This is a genomic window from Bradyrhizobium nivariense (genome assembly GCF_029846695.2).
Lineage (GTDB): Bacteria > Pseudomonadota > Alphaproteobacteria > Rhizobiales > Xanthobacteraceae > Bradyrhizobium.
The window spans coordinates 1-21,754 of record NZ_JARWCR020000105.1 but is presented as its reverse complement, the minus strand read 5'-3'; the positions used below and the strand labels follow the sequence as shown (position 1 = coordinate 21,754).

The 21,754-nt window shown below is 57.8% G+C and carries 15 protein-coding genes and 5 pseudogenes; 9 read left to right on the top strand and 11 right to left on the bottom strand.

The window, feature by feature from the left end; translation table 11 throughout:
• Positions 1–187 (top strand): hypothetical protein (locus tag QCM77_RS42990; RefSeq protein ID WP_280096785.1); only part of this gene is annotated, 187 nt, incomplete at its 5' end.
• A 452-nt stretch (positions 188–639) separates the two neighbouring features.
• Here QCM77_RS42990 and QCM77_RS42985 read toward each other — a convergent pair.
• A pseudogene (locus QCM77_RS42985) lies at positions 640–1,070 on the bottom strand (FAD-dependent oxidoreductase); the annotation flags it as partial.
• Positions 1,071–1,640: 570 nt separating this feature from the next.
• On the opposite strand from QCM77_RS42985, the gene QCM77_RS42980 reads away from it, so the two are divergent.
• Both QCM77_RS42980 and QCM77_RS42975 read left to right on the top strand, forming a co-directional pair.
• Positions 1,641–2,174: a prolyl-tRNA synthetase associated domain-containing protein gene (locus QCM77_RS42980; protein ID WP_280096784.1), complete on the top strand. Its 534-nt coding sequence runs from the start codon at positions 1,641–1,643 to the stop codon at positions 2,172–2,174.
• Positions 2,175–2,568: 394 nt separating this feature from the next.
• Positions 2,569–3,051, top strand: a complete 483-nt coding sequence (locus QCM77_RS42975; RefSeq protein ID WP_462804404.1) for a dihydroneopterin aldolase — start codon at positions 2,569–2,571, stop codon at positions 3,049–3,051.
• A gap of 37 nt (positions 3,052–3,088) precedes the next feature.
• On the opposite strand, the gene QCM77_RS42970 is transcribed toward QCM77_RS42975, so the two are convergent.
• A complete protein-coding gene (locus QCM77_RS42970; RefSeq protein WP_280096783.1) occupies positions 3,089–4,231 on the bottom strand; it encodes a GlxA family transcriptional regulator in 1,143 nt (380 codons plus the stop codon).
• Positions 4,232–5,020: 789 nt separating this feature from the next.
• On the opposite strand from QCM77_RS42970, the gene purU reads away from it, so the two are divergent.
• Together purU and folD are read left to right on the top strand one after the other, a co-directional pair.
• Positions 5,021–5,914, top strand: coding sequence for a formyltetrahydrofolate deformylase (purU, locus tag QCM77_RS42965; protein WP_280096782.1), 894 nt, complete (start codon positions 5,021–5,023; stop codon positions 5,912–5,914).
• Complete coding sequence (gene folD / locus QCM77_RS42960) at positions 5,883–6,815, top strand: bifunctional methylenetetrahydrofolate dehydrogenase/methenyltetrahydrofolate cyclohydrolase FolD (protein ID WP_280096781.1); 933 nt, start codon at positions 5,883–5,885, stop codon at positions 6,813–6,815. Before purU ends, folD begins: the two co-directional genes overlap by 32 nt.
• Positions 6,816–7,015: 200 nt before the next feature.
• Here folD and QCM77_RS42955 read toward each other — a convergent pair whose 3' ends face one another.
• The gene (locus tag QCM77_RS42955; protein ID WP_280096780.1) at positions 7,016–8,008 is read right to left on the bottom strand and encodes a flavin reductase; all 993 of its coding nucleotides are present in this window, start codon (positions 8,006–8,008) and stop codon (positions 7,016–7,018) included.
• Between the two features lie 35 nt (positions 8,009–8,043).
• A complete protein-coding gene (locus QCM77_RS42950; protein ID WP_280096779.1) occupies positions 8,044–9,402 on the bottom strand; it encodes an LLM class flavin-dependent oxidoreductase in 1,359 nt (452 codons plus the stop codon).
• Between the two features lie 499 nt (positions 9,403–9,901).
• Here QCM77_RS42950 and QCM77_RS42945 point away from each other — a divergent pair.
• Positions 9,902–10,096, top strand: a pseudogene (locus QCM77_RS42945) (transposase); the annotation flags it as partial.
• 221 nt (positions 10,097–10,317) lie between these two features.
• Here QCM77_RS42945 and QCM77_RS42940 read toward each other — a convergent pair.
• The 3 genes from QCM77_RS42940 to QCM77_RS42930 form a co-directional block, all read right to left on the bottom strand.
• Positions 10,318–11,232 (bottom strand): LysR substrate-binding domain-containing protein, encoded by a 915-nt coding sequence (locus tag QCM77_RS42940; protein WP_280096778.1) that lies wholly within the window; start codon positions 11,230–11,232, stop codon positions 10,318–10,320.
• Positions 11,233–11,745: 513 nt separating this feature from the next.
• Complete coding sequence (locus QCM77_RS42935) at positions 11,746–13,821, bottom strand: acetate--CoA ligase family protein (RefSeq protein WP_280096777.1); 2,076 nt, start codon at positions 13,819–13,821, stop codon at positions 11,746–11,748.
• Positions 13,822–13,847: 26 nt separating this feature from the next.
• Entirely contained in the window at positions 13,848–14,567 is a 720-nt protein-coding gene (locus QCM77_RS42930; RefSeq protein ID WP_280096776.1) for a helix-turn-helix transcriptional regulator, read from the bottom strand.
• A gap of 283 nt (positions 14,568–14,850) precedes the next feature.
• Here QCM77_RS42930 and QCM77_RS42925 point away from each other — a divergent pair, with 283 nt between their 5' ends.
• Together QCM77_RS42925 and QCM77_RS42920 are read left to right on the top strand one after the other, a co-directional pair.
• A complete protein-coding gene (locus QCM77_RS42925; protein WP_280096775.1) occupies positions 14,851–14,976 on the top strand; it encodes a hypothetical protein in 126 nt (41 codons plus the stop codon).
• 1,052 nt (positions 14,977–16,028) lie between these two features.
• Positions 16,029–17,687 (top strand): MFS transporter, encoded by a 1,659-nt coding sequence (locus QCM77_RS42920; RefSeq protein ID WP_280096774.1) that lies wholly within the window; start codon positions 16,029–16,031, stop codon positions 17,685–17,687.
• Positions 17,688–17,923: 236 nt separating this feature from the next.
• Here the strand turns inward: QCM77_RS42920 and QCM77_RS42915 are convergent.
• Positions 17,924–18,163 (bottom strand): annotated as a pseudogene (locus QCM77_RS42915) (IS5/IS1182 family transposase); the annotation flags it as partial.
• Positions 18,164–18,184: 21 nt separating this feature from the next.
• On the opposite strand from QCM77_RS42915, the gene QCM77_RS42910 reads away from it, so the two are divergent.
• Positions 18,185–19,210 (top strand): IS110 family RNA-guided transposase, encoded by a 1,026-nt coding sequence (locus QCM77_RS42910; RefSeq protein WP_280096773.1) that lies wholly within the window; start codon positions 18,185–18,187, stop codon positions 19,208–19,210.
• Between the two features lie 458 nt (positions 19,211–19,668).
• On the opposite strand, the pseudogene QCM77_RS42905 reads toward QCM77_RS42910, so the two are convergent.
• The 3 genes and pseudogenes from QCM77_RS42905 to QCM77_RS42895 all read right to left on the bottom strand — a co-directional run.
• Positions 19,669–20,149: pseudogene (locus tag QCM77_RS42905) on the bottom strand (ISNCY family transposase); the annotation flags it as partial.
• A gap of 116 nt (positions 20,150–20,265) precedes the next feature.
• Entirely contained in the window at positions 20,266–21,108 is an 843-nt protein-coding gene (gene istB, locus QCM77_RS42900) for an IS21-like element helper ATPase IstB (RefSeq protein WP_280096772.1), read from the bottom strand.
• Positions 21,105–21,626, bottom strand: a pseudogene (locus QCM77_RS42895) (IS21 family transposase); the annotation flags it as partial. The gene istB and the pseudogene QCM77_RS42895, both read right to left, overlap by 4 nt.
• Positions 21,627–21,754 lie beyond the last annotated feature (128 nt).

The following is a 21,754-nucleotide window of genomic DNA, read 5'->3' as shown; positions in this document are numbered from 1 at the left end:
ACGCCGATATTGCAGACCTGCTGCCCTTCAACTTCCACAAAGCCGCCACTGCCTGAACGGCCCGGTATCGCCCGATACCAGCGCAATCCATCAAAACCGCCGGCGTGCGGAGAAAATCGCGCTTACGCTGCAAGCGCTCGGTCCCGTCGTTGTAAAAGTGATTTCCGCTATGCGGGCACGGCGGTAACAGCGGCTCCATTTCCGCAACAAAGAGCTAGGGTTTTTCCGCCGGCCGTTGAGCAAGCTCCTCAAATTTGGAGTAAGTCGCTAGAACCAATAGGGTCACAGCAATGTCCTAGTCGGAACTGCGCTGCGAATCGCTGACTTTAACGATGTGAGGGCGCGGAAATCCGGCAAATATTGAGCCCAATATGCAGGAATGCAGACTGACATCGAGAAGACTCCTGACAATCTGACCGAGGGTCGATGTGTCGAGCCGCGCGTCTCGAATGCAGGGAGTATCGTCGTGACCCGTCCGCCGGTCTAGCGCCGTTGCTTGGACTCGGATCTCGCGCACATTTTCACTGTGCTTAGGCTGCGGAGAACTCCGTGCGTACCTCGTCCAACAGTTGCCAGGCGTAAGGCGCAAAAGATCGCCAAATATCGACATGAAATGTTTCGGCGGTAGTTCGGGAACGATTCTTCGGGCGAGAGCCACTCATTGTCGGCGCCGTTCAGCCGATTTGCATTTATGTGCCGTTTCGCGCTTTGCACGTCGTGGACGTTGTGAGCCAGCATAACACGGCGCGAGGCGAGTACATGACATTATAGTCCAGCTGCTGACTGAGCCGTTCTCAGAGCTTCAGGGCGTGATCGTAGAGTCTGGCGCTTTCATCGAATAGGTAGTTCGAACGGATGATCGTGGTATTTCTTGCTGCGTTGCCGCCGCCGATCCATCTCCGCTCGACGACCGCGACGTTGGAAATTCCATACCGAGTCGCCAGATAGTAGGCGGTCGCGAGCCCATGCCCTCCGCCGCCGACGATAATAACGTCATATTCGCGCTTCAGATTGGGCGAGCGCCACTGGCATTCCCAATTGGTCTGCCCGCTAAGTCCGCCGCGGAGCAGAGAAAGGCCGGAGAATCTCTTCGTAGGACCCTTGTGGTTGAGCCGGGAACGATACCGCTCGGGCGATCTTGTGACGAGCACCGAACCGCCATCACGATTGTACGCAGGCGACACGATAGTCCAGTGGGATACTTGGGGAATTCGGGCCAAGCCCAGTTGGAAAGACATCGTCCATATCCCGCAAAGCGGGCCCGAGCTGGCGTGGCCCTAACCTGAAAGCGCGAGTGCAACACCAAGAACAAATAATGCACTCTGAAGCAAATTGCGCCTCTCAAGGGCTTTCCATGTCGCGTCTGCGTCCTGAGAGGCGGCCACGCAAATAGTATGCAGCCCTACCAAAATCGCTCCGATCCAGGAAGCAATTGTGAAAACCACTTTAGCTGCTGGCACGGACGCCGTATGAAGGCTGATTTCTACCGGAAGACCTACAAAGGCAAGGCAAATCAGAACCGCCGGCGCTTGCCTAGCAAGTGCTTTCCGGAAACTTGGGCGCACCACCATGATTTCCCTTTGCTCCGAGTCCCTAGCCTGTCGTAATATTAACCGTCACCGCGCTCTTAAGGAAAGATCATGAATCTCTCAGATGACCTAAGAAAGAGCGATGAACTTTTGGCTCACCTCTGCGCGAAAGGTATGGAGCCCGTAACAACAGAGCATCCACCGGTTTTTACCGTCGAAGAAGCTCGCGAATTGCGAGGCCAGATAGACGGTGTTCACACCAAGAATCTATTTCTTCGAGATGCAAAAAGGAACTACTTTCTGTACGTGACTGACGAAGATGCTATCGTAGACCTGCAGGCGTTAGCATGGAAAATTGGTGCGCGAGGGAGGATGTCCTTCGGCTCTCGCGAAGCACTTTTGGAGCTGTTGGGTGTTCAGCCAGGTTCAGTATCGTTGTTGGCAGCATGTAACGACACCGCGGTGCGGGTGACCGTAGTGCTGGATGAGCGAATACTCAGCGGGCTGGTCATTAACTGTCATCCTCTTACCAACACGCGCACGACGTCTTTGTCGCGAGAGAACGCCATCGCGTTCCTTAGATCTTCTGGTCACGATCCAATCGTTGTTTCCTTGGGTGCCGACCGCGCAGCTACACAAAGCTGATCTGAACGCCCGAACATCAACGCGGAATTATTCCAACAGACGATGTTCTGGGACGCTGTTCGCGGCGACGCCAAAAGACTCTTTTAGAGCGGCCTCCTCACTTCCAGTCTGAAAGAACAATTCGAGCATCCCGCGATTAGCGGTTTGACCACCATGCACTCGGTTGGCCTCGACCCTTGCCTATCGCGGGGGATTCCCTCGGTTCGAACTCGTCGCTCTCGTCACAAAGCTTGCCCACGTGGGCACTCTGCACTGAACGCACTTAAGCCTTGTACGGATGCGCCATGATTGTCTTAGCGCTAGATAAATTGTCGTGAGGCGCTAGAACGATTGTACATTGGGCGATGTGTCTCGAAATGGAGTTCTGCATGGCAGTTTCGAGGGCGCGAATTTGATGCCCAGCTACAGCGATCAAGGATGCCCTAGATTAGGCGATCAAAGTCGACCCTCGTCGGCCGCACCTGGCTCGCTTGGGCAACAAGTCGATACTATTTTCGTGCATGGCCTCAGAGTGCGCGTCGTTGTCGAGAGTAGTAACATAGGACTTAAAACGAGGCAGCACGGTCAAAATCTCCGTCTGAACCTGGACATATCAGCGGATCTCAATCGGCCTGCTGTCACTGACAGCCTGGCAGACACAATCAACTACGCCGATATTGTTGCGAAGATTGCTGAGATCGCCGGGAAGGAAGCTTATTGCTCGATGATGAGTGCATGCGCAGCATTCGCTGATGCCATACTCTCGTGTGACGCCCGGGTACTCTCAGTCAGAGCGACCGTTAGCACCTGCTGTACCTCAGGTGATCCGTTTCTTTCTGCGGCAGGAGCTACGGTCGAGCGCAAGCCTGTCCAACTATTCCAAAGTGCGAAGAGGTGAAAACCTGACTGCGAAGCCAGGCACACTCAAACATGGCTTATTGCAGATAGGGACGGCGTTCCTTTTGAAGAAAACCGGTCCAGTCCGGAAAGCTCCGATTGAGCGCTTCCGGCGTTGAGGCACGGTCGTCCGCAGGCAGTGCGGCGGCAGCATCTTGTCTATTCTGAATGATAGTCCGGATGGCATCGGCCCCCTCGCTCCTCATCGCTGAGGGCGAACATCCAAACGTAGCGCGGAAGAGACGGTTGAAGTGAGACGGGTCGGAAAAGCCCGCTTCGAACGCTATTTCCGTAATGCTTTTGGTCGAGTTCGCGAGCAACCAAAGACCGTAATAGGTGCGGAGGCCTCGCGAAAATTCTTGAATGCTCTTGCCAGCAATCTTCCGAAAAAGCCTTTCAAGCTGACGCTTCGATAGTCCGATCTTTGCTGCGATTTCCTCAACTTTTGGCGGAGTGCTTAGGTTCTGCTCGATCAGCAACATGGCGCGCTTAACTCTCTCATCAGCCACTGGGCCAACTCCCGGAGGCTGAGGCTGAGCATCAAATCCAGAGCGCGCCTTGTCCGTAAGCATGATGTGCAGGCCCTTCTGCACCAAGCCCGGCCCTAGATGACGCTCAATCATCCATGCGCCGAGATCCAGAGCAGCCAAACCACCCGGGCATGTTATGAAACTTCCATCTACAATAAATAGTTGATCCGCGACCGGAACGACACCTGCATACCTCTCAAGAAAGTCGAAGAAGTGAAACCAACTGACGCAACATTTGCGTCCCTTTAGAAGACCGGCCTCCGCAAGGGCGAAGCTGCCGGTACATACCCCGACGATGGGGATACTTGCCGCTGCGACTTTCTGCAGAAACCTCAACACCACCGGATCGTAGTTCATTTCTCTGCTAATGAGGCCCCCGATCACAACAACATAGTCGAATCTTTCCGGCTGACTAAATGTTTCCCAGGGAGCAACCTGGAGGCCGCAGCTCGACGTAATCGGATTAAGGTCGGCTCCGAGCACGGTCCAGGAGCATCGCTGGGGCCGGCTCCGATCTCCTTCGTCGGCCGCAAGCCTTAGAAGGTCTACCATGCAGGAGAACGCTGTAAGTGTAAAATTCGGCAACAGAACAAAGGCCACCGACAGAGAGTTTTGCGGTGCCCTTTGCTTGCGGCTGTTCGGCTGGTTCATCTCACGCTCGCAAATCAACTGAGGGCCTCATGGTTCGGGCAGTCACGCGCGGCTTGTGCGTCATCGTTCGCAACCGTGAGCATCGTAGGATAGCTCTCTACCCAGGACCACCGATCGCCCGCCAGCGGAGAAATGTCGGGCGTAATGGCCGTCCTGCAGGCCGGTTCCGAAACAAAGACCTACGGCATTCCGGTGTCGGCCGTTAGGATCCCCCGCACTGAATTCGCTATATGGGCACCAAGGGTGAGCATATCGAACGAACCACTGCGAATTCCCTGTTGACAAACTGCCATGGTTTGACAAAATGTCAAGCGACTGTAGCAAGTAGGGCGATATCCGACCATGGCGGCTTGTGTTCATGGCTACCGGTTGCCGAGCCGGCACACGCGGCTAGGCATCGCCTTGCAGGATCTACTCAACCCCATTCGGTGCGCCTCGTCCCGTAAGCCATGCTCGTGCTCGTGAAGAGCGTTCCCTAGCAGCTCGCGGTCGAGCGCAAGGCCCGTCGCCTGAGCATGACCATTCACCGGGCGAACCGTCTCGCCCAGATGATTCTCGCGGTTCCGTTCACGTCCCACGCTCGGTCGGCCACCGCCCGCTTGCACCGGCTCGACAGACGGCATCAAGCGCAACGCGTGTCGCGACTGTGATACCGGATCGGCGCATTCGTGCTGTCCGCATCCGAAAGTATCGAGGATAAGAAATTCGCCAAGGAGCAACCGCTCTGCTCTCATATCTGGGCTTTGAATCACCGAAACTGGCGCAGGTGAAGTATTCGCGGATTCGGAAATGCAAGTCACTCAAACTAAGTCGGCTTTCGGCAGTGGCCCCACGCAATTGCTGCTCACGCTTTCGTGCCCTGATCGAGCCGGCATTGTTGCATCGATTTCACATCATCTGCACGGGTGCGGTGGAAACATACAAGAGGCGCATCAATATAGTGATCCTGAAACAGGGCAATTCTTCATGCGAGTGGCCTTTGATATTCCCGAGCAGGTCGAGATTGACTTAATCTCCTACGGATTTGAGACCATCGCTGAGACCTTTGGGATGAAGATCAATCTTCGCCGCCGCCGTGTTCGGCAAAGGGTGCTGGTTCTCGCGTCGAAATCTGATCACTGCCTCGCCGACATTCTGTATCGTTGGCGGACGGGGGAGCTGGATTTTGAACTTGCAGGGATCATATCGAACCACCCCCGCGAGACCTATGCTCATCTCGATTTCGATGGCAGCCCGTTCGACTATTTTCCTGTCGCCAAAGAAACCAAGGAAGATCAAGAACGTCGAATTTGGGAGGTTGTACAAGAGCGGAAGGTCGACCTGGTAGTTTTGGCAAGATACATGCAAATTCTTTCCGATTCTCTCTCTGCGAGACTGGCAGGATGTTGCATAAACATACATCATTCGTTCTTGCCTGGGTTCAAGGGCGCGAAGCCTTATCATCAAGCTCATTCGAGAGGGGTGAAGCTGATAGGCGCTACCGCGCACTACGTCACTGGTGATCTCGATGAGGGCCCAATCATCGAGCAGGACGTCGAGCGAATCTCTCATCATGATACTCCCGAGGACCTTGTGCGAAAGGGACGGGACATCGAGCGACGGGTGCTCTCACGAGCCATTGCGTGGCATTTGGATGGGCGCGTTCTTCTAAATGGCCACAAGACTGTGGTCTTTCGAGATTGACCAGGTAATGCCAGCTCAGATCATAGACGGCAAAGCCATCGCCGCCGTCCTTCGCCATCAAGTCGCCGCGAACGTCGACCGGTTTGTAGCCACCTACAATACCGCACCGGGCCTTGCCGTTGTCCTTGTGGGCGAGGATCCTGCAAGCAGCATCTACGTAAAAAGCAAGATTCGCTTCGCCAACCGGGTCGGTATTAACTCATTTGAACACCGCTTGCCCGCGTGCGCGACTGAGCAAGAGTTGATCGAACTGATCCTTGCTCTCAATGAGGATCCGGCCGTCGATGGCATACTCGTTCAATTGCCGTTGCCTCGGCACATAGATCGTTGGCGGGTATTGGAATCTATCGACGTGCGCAAAGACGTCGACGGCTTCCATCCGTACAATGCAGGTCGTGTCTCCGTTGGCCGCCCCATGCTAGCGCCTTGCACGCCGCTGGGAGTTATTCACTTGATCCGTACGGTGCTGAACGACCTGGATGGCCTTGATGTCGCGGTAGTCGGACGGTCAAACTTGGTAGGAAAGCCCGTTGGTGTGCTGCTTGGCGATGCTGGCTGCACCGTCACAGCTGCGCAACTTCAAACGAGGGACCTACCCGGCATATGCAACCGGGCCGATGTGATCGTGGTTGCAGCTGGATCCCCGGGGCTTATTCGCGGTCATTGGGTCAAGCCGGGCGCGACAATAATCGATGTGGGGATCAATAGAGTTTTCCCACCCGGCGTCCCAAGTCGAATTGTCGGCGACGTTGATTTCGAACAAGCACGAGAAAGGGCAGCCTACATTACTCCTGTCCCTGGAGGTGTAGGACCAATGACAGTCGCTTACCTTCTCAGGAACACGATGACGGCCGCAGAGTCTAGACGAACAGCTCGTAATTCGCGAGTCTCTGCCGGTTAACGAGAACTAATCCCGTACCACACGTACGCCCAAGTCCCCTTTTCTGAAAAGCATCGCGCCTGCCGCAGATCATGAGCGTTTTAGTCGAGACATGCCCGACGAGGTCCAGTTCGTCAGTGCGACACGCGACACGCACTCTAGCTCGGCTTTGATGCCGGTGACTGATTTACATCAGAGTTCCCACCGATTGGCTCGCAGAGCTATCGGTTTCGAACAATTAGTTTTGTCAGCGTTCGGATCGCAGTTCTAAGATCCTCATCCGGAATACCCTCAATCTGCTTCTCCTGAAACAGGTGCCAACGGCGTCTGATCGCTTCTCGCAGCTGCTTTCCCTCAAGGCTCAGCCTTACGCGTCCATCAGGCTCCAAGATCAGAAGTGACCGCGCCTTAAGTTCGTTAAGCGCGTCTTCCGCTTCACGTTGGCCGAGGTAGGTAGCGGTCGCTAGCGTGTCAAGTTTGGTATCCGGCGCCAAATAGACTTGAGCTAAAATCCGGGCCTCGGCAGTCGTAACACCTTCCGCAAGCCGATGTTCGTCGAAGCGCGCAGACATCACATTGTGCGCCTCAAATATCAAGGGAACGATCTGATTGTTAAAACTGTCGAGCGCCGGAGTTTCTTCTGACCCTGGGGTCGGCGAGATTGACGGATGGCTGGAGGCGATACCATACCCGCCGTGCACAAAGAGCAGTGGCTCGCATTGATACCGCCTGACATGTTCTGCCCGTCCAATCAGGATCACGTGGTCACCTCCGTCGTAACGGGAAACGCATTCGCACTCAAGATTGACAACGCACCCCTCAATCAGTGGTACGTTGAATAGTCCTTCATGCCATCGGATCTCTGCGAACTTGTCATCTGACTTGCTAGCAAAGTGGCTGGCGATGCGTGTCTGATCCACCCCCAGCAGGTTGACAGCAAATCGGCCACACTTCTCGAACAATCTGAAACTACGCGAAGCCCGGCTGATCGACCAAAGAACAAGGGGTGGGTCGAGCGAAACCGAAGTGAACGAATTAACCGTTACGCCGGCGCGTTCTCCATCGACCGCAGTGGTAATGATTGCAATTCCGGTGGCATACTGACCTAAACAGCGCCTGAACAGACGCGGGTCTTCCGCCGGATTGCCTTCCTCCATTAGTGCCCCGGCGCTGGGTATACCCGCCGTTGCAGCGCTTTTAACCATTATGGACATTGGTGCACCTATTCGACAATTGATCGGCGATGGCATCAAGCCGACTGGCTCTCACGAGCCGTCTGATGCTGATAGCGGCTCGCCGGGGTATGGAGCCCTAGATTCTCGCGCAGAGTCTTGCCTTCGTACTCATCTCGGAACAGACCTCTCCGTCGAATCTCGGGCAGCACCAATTCTACGAAATCGTTCAGGCCATGCGGCAAGTGCGTGGGTGTGATATTGAAGCCATCGGCCGCACCGCCGTCCATCCAAGCTTCCATTTCGTCGACGATGTCAGCCGGCGTACCGACTACCGTGTTGTGCTCCTGGGCCATGCCGAGCTTCTTATACAGCTGGCGTATCGTCAGCCCCTCGCGTTGAGAAAGCTCCCAGTACATTTGCGCACTGCTCCGCAGTCCCACACTTTCGAGATCTGGCTTCGGCACCGGCCCGTCGAGCGGCAGGTGCGAGAGATCGCCGAAAGAGCGGTAGAGCATTGCCAGTCCTACCAGCGGATCGACGAGCCCTTCGAGCCGCTCAAACCTTGCTCTAGCTTCGGCACGCGTGGGCGCGACTATCGGCGTCAGGCCGGCCAGCATCAATAGGTCGTCGCGATTACGACCATAAAGAGGTAGCCGCGCCTTCACCGAGTTATAGTAACTCTTTGCCGACCCGATATCCTTTTTGGCGGCGAACACGATGTCACAGTATCGGGCAGCAATTTGTTGCCCGACTTCCGAAGCGCCCGCTTGGACCAAGATCGGTCTTCCTTGGGGGGAACGACGCACACTGAGTGGGCCACGCACCGTAAAGTGCTTACCGCTGTGATTGAGGACATGAAGCTTCCTTTCATCATAGAAGATACCAGCCTCCTTGTCGCAAACGAAGGCATCGGCATCCCAGCTATCCCAGAGTCCTGTTACAACGTCGACGAACTCCTCCGCTCGTTCATATCGCGTGTCATAATCCAAGTGCTTGGCACGATTGAAATTCCAAGCTTCCTGGTCAGACCAAGAGGTGACCACATTCCAACCTGCCCTGCCCGCGCTGATCTGGTCCAGCGAGCCAAATTTTCGCGCGATGTGGTAGGGCTCGTTGTAGGTGGTGGAGGCCGTGGCAATAAGGCCGATATGCTTCGTGAGAGGCGCTAGTGCCGACAAAAGGGTTAGCGGCTCAAGCTCGACGTTCTGACGGCTTCTACAGAGACTACCGCGCGGATTGTCGTCAGAACGGATACCGATGCCGTCGGCCAAAAAGACTAAGTCGAGCTTGTTGCGTTCGGCGGTTTCGACGATGTCGAGAAAACAACGGAAATCCGAACTACCGTCTGGCTGTACCTCTGGAAGTCGCCAAGAGCCGCCGTGGTAGCCCATGTAGCGCATCGAAATCCCAAGCTTCATCTTACGTTTGGTCATGATCGTCGATCCCGCCATGTTGCGATTTTTAGCGCTGGCTTACGGATGTTTGCCAAGCTGCAAAGTCCACCATCGACCGCTTACCGCAGCTCAAGTCATTTCGTGGCTTACCTAAGTCCCATCGCCGGGGCCTGTAAACGTCGAAAAAAACTAACTTTGCCGTAAGCCTTGCTTACTCCAAAAAAGGTTGCTCGCGGACGAGCTGACGTCGGCTCTGTTGTTATTCCAGTACTTCACTGGTTTACGTTTCCTGGCACGAGTTCGCGCACAACCATTACGACTCGGCCATTTATGCAAGTGCAGTAAGCTTTTACGGCCGCGCACACGAGATTTGCGCCGAACGCTCGATCTCAGCGAGTGAGGCTGGTTCCCCGGTCAGTCCAAGGCGATCGCTTTTGCGATCGTGAGGAAGCTCGTGCATGCAGCGTCAAACGCTTGCGCCCGGTGCATTGCCCGCATCGGTCCTGCTGTCAATCTCAACAGGCGAGCGGTAATGGCAGTACAGTATCTGCCGCCTTATTCGCCCGACCTCAATCCGATCGAAATGGCGTTTGCAAAGCTCAAAGCCGCCCTTCGAAAGGCCGCCGCCAGATCAATCGAGGCTTTGGACAACGCTATTGCTCTCGCGCTCGCCGCCTTCAACGCCCAAGAGTGCCTGAACTTCTTCGCCGCAGCCGGTTATGACCGCGTCTGATCAGAATCTGCTCTAGACGGCTATCGTCGTGACAGAACCGCAGACCGACGACCATCTTTCCCCGGTCCCGGCCTCCTGAGCTTGATCAATCGATCTGCTCGCCCAGCCAAAAAGGTTCTGTCCTCAACCTCGGTTGGCTCCGTTGGCGCTGCTGGATGCACGAGGCGCGAATCGAATGATCCGACTATGGAAAGTAGGCAATCATTTTTCTACGCATCAACTCAACCGCTGACCTTGAAGCAACGTGTAATCCAGTCAATGAAAGCACCTGCAGCAGCAGAGCGTATGCCGTGCCGCGGAGTTACCAAATGGAACGCATGTCGCACAACCTTGGGCGAGGGTACAGGCTGAACCAGTGTCCCGTTCGCCAAAAAACGATCAATCAGCGGTGGTCCGATCAACGCAAAACCTTGGCCGTCCAGGGCTGCCTGTACGAGGTTCGTGTAGGTGTTGACAGTGATTCCGCCAGGTAACTTTCCAACGTGAATGCCTTGCGTGCGGAACCAAGACGACCAACGCGTCTGTTCGTCGTAAGGACCGTCCAGTTCGATGAGAGGGTGTCTTACGAGGTCTGCCGCCTCAATTTCACCGAGACCACAGGCGTTCAAATAGCTGGCCGTGCAGGTCGGGCTGATCTCCTCGCGAACAAGCAGCGTTGAATCTAAATCTGAGAATGGCGGCTCTCCATAACTAATGCCGACATCGATGTTCTCTTGGGCCAGATCTAGCGCGGTATCAGAAACGATAAAGCGCAATTCGATCTTCGGGTGGACAGTTTGAAATGTAGTGATATTTGGCAGAAGCCAATATGTGGTGAAGCCCGGGGTTGCGCTGATGCTGACTACATTGGACTCGGCCTTTTTGCTGATCTCTATTGTCGCATCCAATACCTGCGCGAGTGCCGCCGACACCGCCTTATGATAGCGAGAACCGACTTGGGTCAACGCTACCGATCGCTGTTTACGATAGAAAAGAGGAGTGCCGATGAAGCTCTCCAAAGCTTTGATCTGCTGACTCACTGCCACCCGCGATACGTTTAGTTCGTCAGCCGCCTGGGTAAAGCTGAGGCACCGTCCAGCGGCTTCGAAGGTGATGAGAAGAGAGGGCGGCGGGAGCGCGAAGCGTAGCCGTTGCATAAAGCTGTGCTTACCAATCGATCGCCGATTTTGCAAACTTTATGGATGCTAACCCACCTATGAATCCCTTAATTTAGCAGGTAGCGAGCGCAAAACCAAAAGGTCGCGTCCAAAGGAGATGGTAAAGTAGAGCTGACGTATCGAACTTCCGTTCTGCGCAACGATTCTGACCCAACAGCTGCTTCGAGGTAGAGCGTTCCTGGGCTATGGGCCCCCCGGCGGCCCTTATGATTGCGTGTCCCTGACTCCGTTCGCTTGATGTCCCTGGACGCGAAACGCGAGGGCTCTGTCTCAACACAAGCGGCGAGGACGACCGCTCCATCTGCGCGGTCGTGGCGTCCAGCTCGGCCGGCGAGCGGTCGCCGAAGCATGTAGCAATTTTCGCTATATGAGACGTGGGCTTGTTCAGAGGCCCCCTTCCTTCGCTGGGAAGGCGCCATCCAAACGTGGGTGTCCTTGCGTGATGAGCTGAGGTTGGATGATCGGCGGGGCGGCTATCAGGGCAACAGACGATCACACCTCGATCCGAGGTACAACGAGCGCGTCGAGGGCAAGCACCCCCTCCGATGTCGCAATAAGCGGATTGACGTCGATTTCAGCGATTACGTCGGCAAGATCCCTCGCAAGCACAGAGAACCGCGCGATCGTGTCCGCGAGCCGGTTAAGATCGACAGGAGCCTTGCCACGCGCCCCCTCGATAAGCGGGCGCGCGCGCAACCGACTGAGAAGTTGCTGGGCGGTTGCCGGACCGAATGGGGCCAGCGCATGCTGAGCATCGCGCAATACCTCAATCCATATCCCGCCTGCGGCGACCACCACGAGGGGCCCAAATTGGGCATCGATTGTCAGGCCGAGCGCCAATTCGACGCCTTTAGGTGCCATCCGAGTGACGAGAACGCGCGGACCGATGCGGGATGCGAGATCCGCCCAGGCAGCCTTCACTGCGGACTCGTCCGCGAGGCCCAGTTTAACGCCGTCGCGTTCCGTCTTATGAAGGATTCCGGGCTCCGCCGTCTTGAGTACAGCCGGAAAGCCGATCTCACGGGCAGCCGCGACAGCCGCATTGGCTGTCTCCACAATCCGCGACGGCAGACTCGCAATGCCATAGTCGGCGAGCAGCTCAAGGGCCTCCGCTTCGCCCAGAGGCGCCCTGCCACGCAGTGAGGAGGACCAATCTTTACCTGGAGCCGGACACGGCGCAGGATCGGCAATGCGTGCCAAGAAATCACGATGCGCCAGCATGTTGCGCACTGCCTTGAGCGCCGGCAAGGTGCCGTCGAGGACCGGTATTCCGTCCTGCGTCAGGGCAAGGGACGCCTTAGGGTTGCGTACGCGGCTGAAGTTGCTCGCATACGCGATTGGTTTGTCGGTGCGAGCAAAGGTGCGGCGCGCCGCCTCAACAAAGCCGTCATGCACTTGATTTCCATCGCGCAGGTCATTGAAGAAGACACCGACAGCAGCGTCCGGATCATCTACCAAGCTTGTGAAACAATCTGCGAATCGTTCGACGAACTCGTCGCCCGTGCCCCATGCATCGAGCGGATTAATTGGCTCAAGCCCGTGCTCCAACCGCGCCGCAAGACGCGACACAGTGGTCTTACCAATCTTGGCGAAGGGAACCCCGACATGGTCGGCGAGATCTACGATCATCTCCCGCTCGCCGCCGGAGTCGCCGATCGCCACAAGGCCGCCCTTTGCCGGCCGCCGCGGCTGCGCGAAGAGCAGCAACGACGTGGCTAGTTCATCGAGCGTGTCGACCTGCAAGACGCCGTAGCGGTCGAACAGCGCCCGATAGGCGGCGTCGTTCCCCGCGATGGCCCCCGAGTGGCTGACCGCGAGGGCAGCGCTGGCCTCCGTCCGCCCAACCTTCAGGACCACCACAGGAACAGACTTCGTCGCCGCCTTCTCGAGCGCTGCCACGAAACCGCGCGGATCTCGGACTTCCTCAAGGAAGAGGCCAATGACGCGCCTTTCCGGCTGGTCAAGCGCATAGTCCATGTAGTCCGCGGCTGTTGTTGTCAGCTCCTGCCCCGCAGAGATCGCCAGATTGAAACGAAAGCGTGGGTCATTATGCGCCAGGGCGCCAAACGCAGAACCGGCGTGGCTGATAAACGTGATCCCACCTGCTAACGGCTCGCGCTCCGTAGCGAACGCCGAAGCCCAGACCTTCGCGGCGTCATTATAGAAGCCCATGCAGTTGCCCCCGCAGATCTGCAGTCCGGCCTCGCGAGCCAAACGCGCGATCCTTTTCGTAAGCGGTGGATGGGTGTCGTTTTCAAGATAACCACTGGCGAAGATCACCGCCGCACGGGCCTTCGCAGCTATGGCCCGCTTTACAGCCTCTTCAAGTCGCATATTGGCGACGGACAGAATCGCCAGATCGACTGACTTTGGCAGTGCCGCCATTGAGGGCCAGCACTGATACTGTTCAATCCGCTCGTACTTCGGGTTCACCGGATAGATTTCGCCCGTGAATCCCGCTTTTTCGATCATGCGCAGCATGTCATTCCCAGGTGTATCCGGGCGGGGACCGGCACCAATGAAGGCAATAGAGCGCGGCGCCAAGAGCGGGGCGAGGATGTGAGTCATTTAGAGAGTACCTTGGTTCTCGCGCTTCAGTTGCGCGCCGGGGTGCGGGGCGGCTTACGATCCTTTGCTTCCCCAGTCGCGAGCTTAAGATAGTGGTAGACAGCAGCGCGGCTGATCCCAAGCCGTTCGGCGATTTCGCGCACTGTGCCTCGCATTTGAAACACACCCTGTTCGTGCAAACGTCGCATTAAGTCGATGCGATCTTCACGGTCGAGGAGGTGTGGCGGTCGATTGCACTCCTCGAGCTGGTTATCGATAACTTGCCGAAGTGGGAGCGAACTCGGCAAGAAGGTCTCGTGAATCTCTTTCGGATGCGGCTCTGTTCGAGTGAGCTGGGTAATCGCTCTTTGCGCCATAAGCAGGTCGCTGGTGCAAAAATTGATTGCAAGGTAAGCGACCGTTTTCCCGTCAACCACAACTGGCAGCACACTAACCCTCAGCTGCCTGCCATCTGGAGCAACCGATCCGTAGTTAAACAGCGGCTCTCGGAGATCCTGCAACTCGGCATCGCCTACCGCGATGCGTGTCATAAGGTCGCCCACACCCCGGCGCGTAACGTGCCCGTTGCCTATAGCAAGAATACGGGGCGGCGAGGCGCGATTGTCATGCAGCGCGACCTCGCAATCTTTTGTTATGCTGCGCGCGATCTGAGGCACAAGCTGCGCCAGCGTCTCCAGGATATCTTGCGCACGCTGCTCGTCCTGCACCCTTGCCCGGCTGGAGCCGTTTCCTGCTTTGCGCTTCATCGCTCAGCCCTCCCTGCGCATTGCCGCCATTTCAAGTGCATTCCCGACTACGGACCGCTGCCGCCAAGAATCTGGTCCACGCAATCGACAATCCATCACGACTTTTCTGAAACAAAGATCTCACCATTGGGTCGTCGGCCCTTGTTATCGTGCCGTACCAAAGTTGCGATTTGGGCATCAAGCGTCAGCATGTCGAACGAACCGCATTGTTCGCCAACTCGGCGCGTATTGACAAAATGACATGGTTTGACAAACTGTCAAGGAGAGCTCACGATCCTGCGAAATGCATTCAAAGCACGGTTATGCGCGCCGCTTCACGCTCTACAACGTACTCACCCGCACCCGCATCAATGAGGCTGGGAAGCTGCGCCCGAACTGGCGCAGACGCTCGATGCAAATGGCGACGTAACCGAGTCGTGCTTCGAGCTTCGGACAAGCGTGACCGTCCAGGACGGTAAAAACGCTCGATGCCGAGAACGTTGTGTACTCGATCATGCTTCATAAGGACCCGAAGGCTGTCCTCTGCTTCCAAGGGCCTGGTGGAAGGATATTGTGGGCGAAACGGCAACGCAAGGATCGTCGCGCCTTTATTACGCCTATTTCGCGATCACCACTGACGGCGAGGTGCCGTCCGTCGGTGCGCTCCAGTCGATTCGCCGCCACATCCAACTTGAGCGTAAAGGGCAAATTGCGAGGTTTTCCGCCATCGCCTGTCAACGACGAGTGCAGAGGCTCCGTCGAAGCCTCATTGAGGCAGTCGTGTCAATCGTCCGCCGAGTGCGTGGGAGGGCCTTTTCAATGCTTCTGCTAGTGTGTTCGCGGCTTTTTATCGCTGATCGGCGCAGCAAGGCAGAAGACTCTGCGCTGTCGCTATTCTATGACGCTATGATACTGAGGAGACTTCTGTTCAGGGTTGGTGTTCCGCATCAGATTAGCTGCCACGCCTATCGTGTCTCATGGGCTTGCCATTCTTGCTAGACCGAGCAAAATATGAGAAGGGAGCGCTTCAAATTGTCCATCTGAGTTTCGGCTGCCAAACAGCAACCTCACATCATGCAACAGTATCTCCAATGTGATGTTCACCGGCCACCCGGCGGCTGCAACGGCAATCGAGACCTTGGCCAGGCAATATATGCCGCGCTAGACGGCCGGAGACTCTGCCGAGAACCGGGACCTTTATCTAACGTGATGTGGAGAATGGTATAATGGTATGAAGTCGCTAAGTTAGCAACGCAACGCGAGGAATGCTTGGCGCGTACGAATCCTGCTGCGCCAGGCAGAAACTAGGGAATTGCTGGGATACCTCAGGATGTTAGCAGGCCTGATGGGGCTTTCGAACACGAAGCGCATAACTATGGACAAAATTGAAGAAGCGGTCGCCCGCTTGCTCGCGTCAGATTTTTTCGAACGGTCAATCACTCGGACCACAATCAAGCCCCTGCCCGCTAAGTACGAGCAGATATGACCGCTCAAGCCAAGCCCCAAGCGTTCAGCGCCGATCCGATCACCGCTCCGTTACGAGCCCCAGTGTTCCGGGGTATTTGGCTGGCAGGCTTGCTGGCCAATTTCGGCCTCTTGATCCAGGGGGTGGGGGCAGCTTGGGCCATGACGCAGATGACGCCATCGGCCGACAAGGTTGCCCTGGTGCAGACGGCCTTGATGCTACCCGTGATGCTGATTTCGATGCCAGCCGGGGCAATTGCCGACATGCATGACCGCCGGATCGTGCAGCTGGTTGCGCTTTCCATTGAGCTTTGCGGCGCAATCGCCCTAACTGCTCTCGATTGGTTGGGCTTCACCACGCCGAACCTGTTGCTGGTGCTTTGCTTTGTGGTCGGCAGCGGCGTGGCATTGATGGGGCCGGCCTGGCAATCGTCTGTCAGCGAGCAGGTACCGGCCGAAACGCTGCCGGCAGCAGTCGCGCTTAACGGGATCAGCTACAACATCGCGCGTAGCCTCGGCCCGGCGATCGGCGGCATTGTGGTGGCGACAGCGGGCTCGGTGGCAGCGTTTGCACTGAACGCGCTGCTCTATGTGCCGTTGATCGCCGTGCTGTTTATGTGGAAACGCGTCGCCGAGCCCTCTCGCCTGCCGCGCGAACACCTGAGCCGCGCTATGATCTCCGGCGTGCGATACATCACCAATTCGCCATCGATAAAGATCGTGCTGATCCGCACTATGCTGACGGGCCTGATCGGCGGTGCGATCATCTCATTGATGCCGCTGGTAGTCCGCGATCTCCTGCATGGCAGCGCACAGACCTATGGAATCATGCTGAGCGCCTTTGGCTTGGGCGCGGTGATCGGCGCTTTCTACATCACCGAAGTGCGAAAGCGCGTGAGCACTGAGGCGGCGATACGTGCCTGCGCGCTTTCGATGGGCGGGGCTATTGTGGCGGTGGCGTTGAGCCGAGAGCCGGTGTTAACGGCAGGCGCGCTGGTATTGGCGGGGGCCGTGTGGATGATGGCGTGGATGCTGTTCAATATTGGCGTACAGCTTTCGGCCCCGCGCTGGGTAGCGGGGCGCTCCCTCGCAGCTTACCAGGCGGCAGGATCAGGAGGAGTTGCCGTCGGGAGCTGGGGCTGGGGCCATCTCACAGATATGGCCGGCGTCAATACAGCGCTCCTGGTCTCGGCCGCCCTGATGATGCTCTCACCGCTGCTGGGGCTCTGGTGGCCCATGCCGCGCATTGGCGCGCGCGGCGAGGAGGCTCAAGTGCTGGACGATCCTGAGGTGCAGCTAGCTTTGGCTGGGCGCAGCGGGCCTTTGGTGGTCGAGATTGAATACCGGGTTGCGCAGGAGAATGCGCGCTCGTTCCATAATGCGATGCAAGACGTTAAACTGTTCCGTCAGCGCAACGGCGCTTATGGCTGGTCGATCGCGCGGGACATCGCTGATCCCGAACTCTGGACGGAGCGCTATCACTGCCCGACCTGGTTCGACTACTTGCGGCAGCGGAGCCGCTCCACGCAGTTGGAGCGCGCGATGGAACAGCAGGCGATGGGCTTTCACATCGGCCCCGGGCCGGTGCGCGTACGTCGTATGCTAGAGCGCCCCTTCGGCTCGGTGCGTTCGAAGGAAGACGTGCCCGACCGCTGCGAACGAAGCGTTCCGCGGTAATCGCAAGCCACCATTATTCATCTTCAATAACCAAAAGAGTCGGCGGTTCCGAGCGAAGCAACGAAGGCCGCATTAGTCGTCCGTCAAATTCGGAGACGAAGGCTTCCCAGCGCCGTGGATGGAGCCCTCTGCTCATGCTCAAACGCGACACCTGGTCAGGAACAACCCTGCCGATCCCAACAAGAAGGCCGCGTATCTTGGCGAGCATATCTCCCAGTGCTCCCCTCGTGGGCCTGACAATACTTTTCCGGGGCGTGGAAGAGCTTCCAGCCGCGCTGACGCTGCCGCTGCGAGCGGATCTGCGAGGCCCGGCCGAGCGGGAGGGCGAAGGCGTTCTCGAGCACGGTCTGACCTTCGATCTTGCGGCGGATATCGCGAATGATCCGGCCCAGCCGGATGCGCAGGATGCGCAACTGCCGCTGATGCCGCTTGAATTGCTTGGCATGGGCGTAGCTTCCCGCCATCGGCTTAGCGGATTATCGAAAGGGAGCAGCGCTATGAAGCAGTACGTAGGTCTGGACATCTCTATGGAAGAAACCAGCATTTGCGTTTTGGACCAGACCGGCAGCGTGACATTCGAAGGTTGCGTGCCCACCAATCCAGAGGCCATCGCTAAACTCTTGCGACGTCATGCCGACAATGCTGAGCGGATCGTTTTTGAAACAGGCTCGCTATCGAACTGGCTTTGGCACCAACTCAAGGCGCTGGGCTTTCCGGTCATTTGCCTTGATGCGCGTCATGCCAACGCAGCGTTATCGATGCGCATCAACAAGTCTGACCACAACGACGCCAAGGGGTTGGCCGAAATGGCCCGCATGGGATGGTATCGGGAAGCTGTCGTGAAGGGGGCGGAGAGCTGGAAAACCCGTTCGATGCTGGCGGCTCGAACCAAGCTGGTGAATCTGCGGCGAGATATTGACAACCAAATGCGAGGTCTGTGCAAGGGGTTGGGAATAGTGCTCGGCAAGGCCGGCTCGACGAACTTGGCTCGCAAAGTCGACGCCGTGCTTGCTGAAGCGCCGGATTTACAAGATATTTTCGCACCGCTGGTCCTTGCCCAGTCCTGTTTGACCGAGCAAATTGAGAGGTTCGATCGACAGCTCCTGGCAGTGGCAAAAGGCGACCAAACTGTTCGGCGAATGATGACCGTTCCCGGTATCGGTCCCCTGACTGCCCTGTCCTTCGTCGTAACCATCGACAACCCCACTCGCTTCAGACATTCCGCCGACGTGGGTGCCTATCTAGGCCTGACACCAAGACGTTATCAATCCGGCGAGATCGATCGTACTGGCCGCATCTCCAAGCGCGGCAACCACCAGATGCGAACTTATCTGTTCGAGGCCGCGAACGTCCTGCTGACCGTTGTCAGGCGAGGTTCTGCGCTCAAGCGCTGGGGCAGCAAGCTGGCCAAACGCATCGGCGCCAAAAAGGCCAAGGTTGCCGTGGCTCGCAAAATGGCTGTCATCCTCCATGCTATCTGGACCGACGGCACCGAATTCCAGGCAGAGATGCGCACCGCATGAACCAGTCTTAAACCAACCCGGATCCGCCTTCGGCGGAACAAGCGTCCCTGCCGGGACGAAGGTGTGGGCAATCTCGAAGTCGTCCCTGCGGGCTTTACGCACCGCGCTCTTCACATCGAGATGCCACGCCTTTTGAACGCCATCATGCGGCGCTCCTGCATAGAGACGACCGCGGAAAGAACCATGAACCCGGCAGCGGATCATTTTTGTCTATCGGGGTTGACACCGTGCCCGCGATTAAAGAACGGACGACTATTTTGCTCCCTAGCCAGGGGAGCGAAGGAAGCCGCTCGCACAACTGGTGGGCATTTCGAGCGCGCCGATGTCGCGCTCGGTCCTCGACCGAGCGCTCGCAAGCCAACAGACCGGTGATCGGGCGTGGTCAAGGCCGCCAGCCGCCGAAGGCGGTGGCGCAACGCGCCAGCCTTGAGCACGGTCGATCACCGGTCTACTTCACGCGTCCAGCCGGTCGCGATGACCGTGAGAACGAGCGTGTGGACGAAACGCCGCCCGCCGAAGGACCGCTGTGGGCAACAAGATCGGCCTCGACGAACCCAGGCGCCGGATCTCCCCAATCCGCTGAAGTACGAATAGGGATGCTGCGTCGCAGAGCACTTGCTACAGAGCGACGACGCGGCCGACCGCTTTGCTCACGAACGCATCGAAGTGCCCGGTCGATCGTCGCCGCACTCATCGACAATAACTTAGCCCGAATCTCCGACGCCAGGTCGATATGGCCGTGCCGCTCCATCGATTCAATCAAGATCGGCAGCAGGGGCTTCAGACGCTTACCGCACACCCGGTCTGCAGCCTCCCAAAGCAGTATCAGCGCATTTCTCTCCGCGTCTTGGTAGATCCGCGGACGATTGCGGCGACCCGCTGTCTGGCCCTCAGAATCCAGCGCAGCAACCGCATCGCATGCTTCCGATGGAAGCCCGTGTATGGCGCGACAATCAGGATGAGAGCGGCGCGTCAATCAAGATGAGACAAAGCGGCCGAGTCAGGAGATAATTGACGCTGGCGCTTGGCAAGCCTTGATTGACGCTGCGCGACAATCAAGAGGCACTGCCAGCGTCAATCACCGCTTTGTCGAGCTCGTTTGGAGTGGCGTGCACGGCTGGCCGTCCTGGACCGCGCCTTCGATCGAGAGCAACTTTTCGACGGTAGCTCTCGACATTCATCTCGAGGATCGTGGCGTGGTGGACAAGGCGATCGACGGCCGCCAGCGTCATTGCCTGATCGGGGAAGATACGCCCCCACTCGCCGAACGGCTGATTGGCCGTGATCAGCAGCGAGCGCCGCTCATAGCGGGCGGCGATCAGCTCGAACAAAACGCTGGTCTCCGCCTGATCCTTGCTCACACACGTGATGTCGTCGAGGATCAGGAGGTCGTATCGATCGAGTTTGGCGATCGCGGACTCCAGCGCCAGTTCGCGCCGAGCCACCTGCAGCCGCTGCACCAGATCGGTAGTGCGCGCGAAGAGAACGCGCCAGCCGTTCTCGACGAGAGCCAGGCCGATCGCTGTGCCGAGATGGGTCTTGCCTCCGCCGGGTGGACCGAACAGCAGCAGATTGGCGCCCGTCTTCAACCAGACGTCGCCGGCGGCGAGCGCCATCGCCTGCGCCTTTGATAGCATCGGCACGCTCTCGAAGTCGAACGTGGCGAGCGTCTTGCCGGCAGGCAGACGCGCTTCCGCCATGTGTCGCCCGATGCGACGGCGGGTGCGATCCGCAGCCTCGTGCTCGGCAAGGGCCGCGAGGAAGCGGGCGGCAGGCCATCCTTCCTTGTCCGACTGTGCGGCGAGCTTTGGCCAGATCGCCTTGACGCCGGGCAGGCGCAGCTCATTGAGCAGCAGCTCGACGCGGGCGGCATCGATTGAGCTCGCTATGCTGGTCATGCTGCTTCTCCCAAGTTCGAGTGGGCCGACACGATGCTGACGGAGGCCAGCTCATCGTAGACGTCGAGCGACGCCAGCTTGACGGCGACACTTGGGATCGAACCCGCCTCGGGTCGGAAGCGATCGCGCAGCGCTGCAAGATCGGGTAACCGTCCGGCATCGAGATCCATCGCGATCACCTCGGCGAGCTCAGCTTCGCAGGCTCGCTCGTGGGCCAGCGCCAGAAGCTCGACCGTCACCTTGCAGGCGCGCCGGTCGTCGCCATGCTCCCGCAAGGTCTCGAACAGGCGCTTGTAAGCCGCGCGCGGGAAAAGTTGGTCGCGATAGACGAGATTGACGAGCGCCATCGGCTTGCGCCGCAGGGCATGGATGACGTGCCGGTAATCAACGACATGCCCGCCGTGGTTCTCCGACACAGGCCGACCGCGCCGCAGCGTCCCGACCGGCGTGACGCCGAGGAAGCATTCGAGCCGGTCGTCGAAGATGCGCACGCGCAGGCGATGGCCAATCAGTCTTGAATGCGTATTTCGGCGATGGTGAGCGGCGATTTCAGGCGATCGTGAGCAGCTGTTTCGCGCGATGATGAGCAGCGGCTTTGACCGACATGGGTGATTGGTTCAGGGGTTTGAGTTGGCGTCAAGAGTTT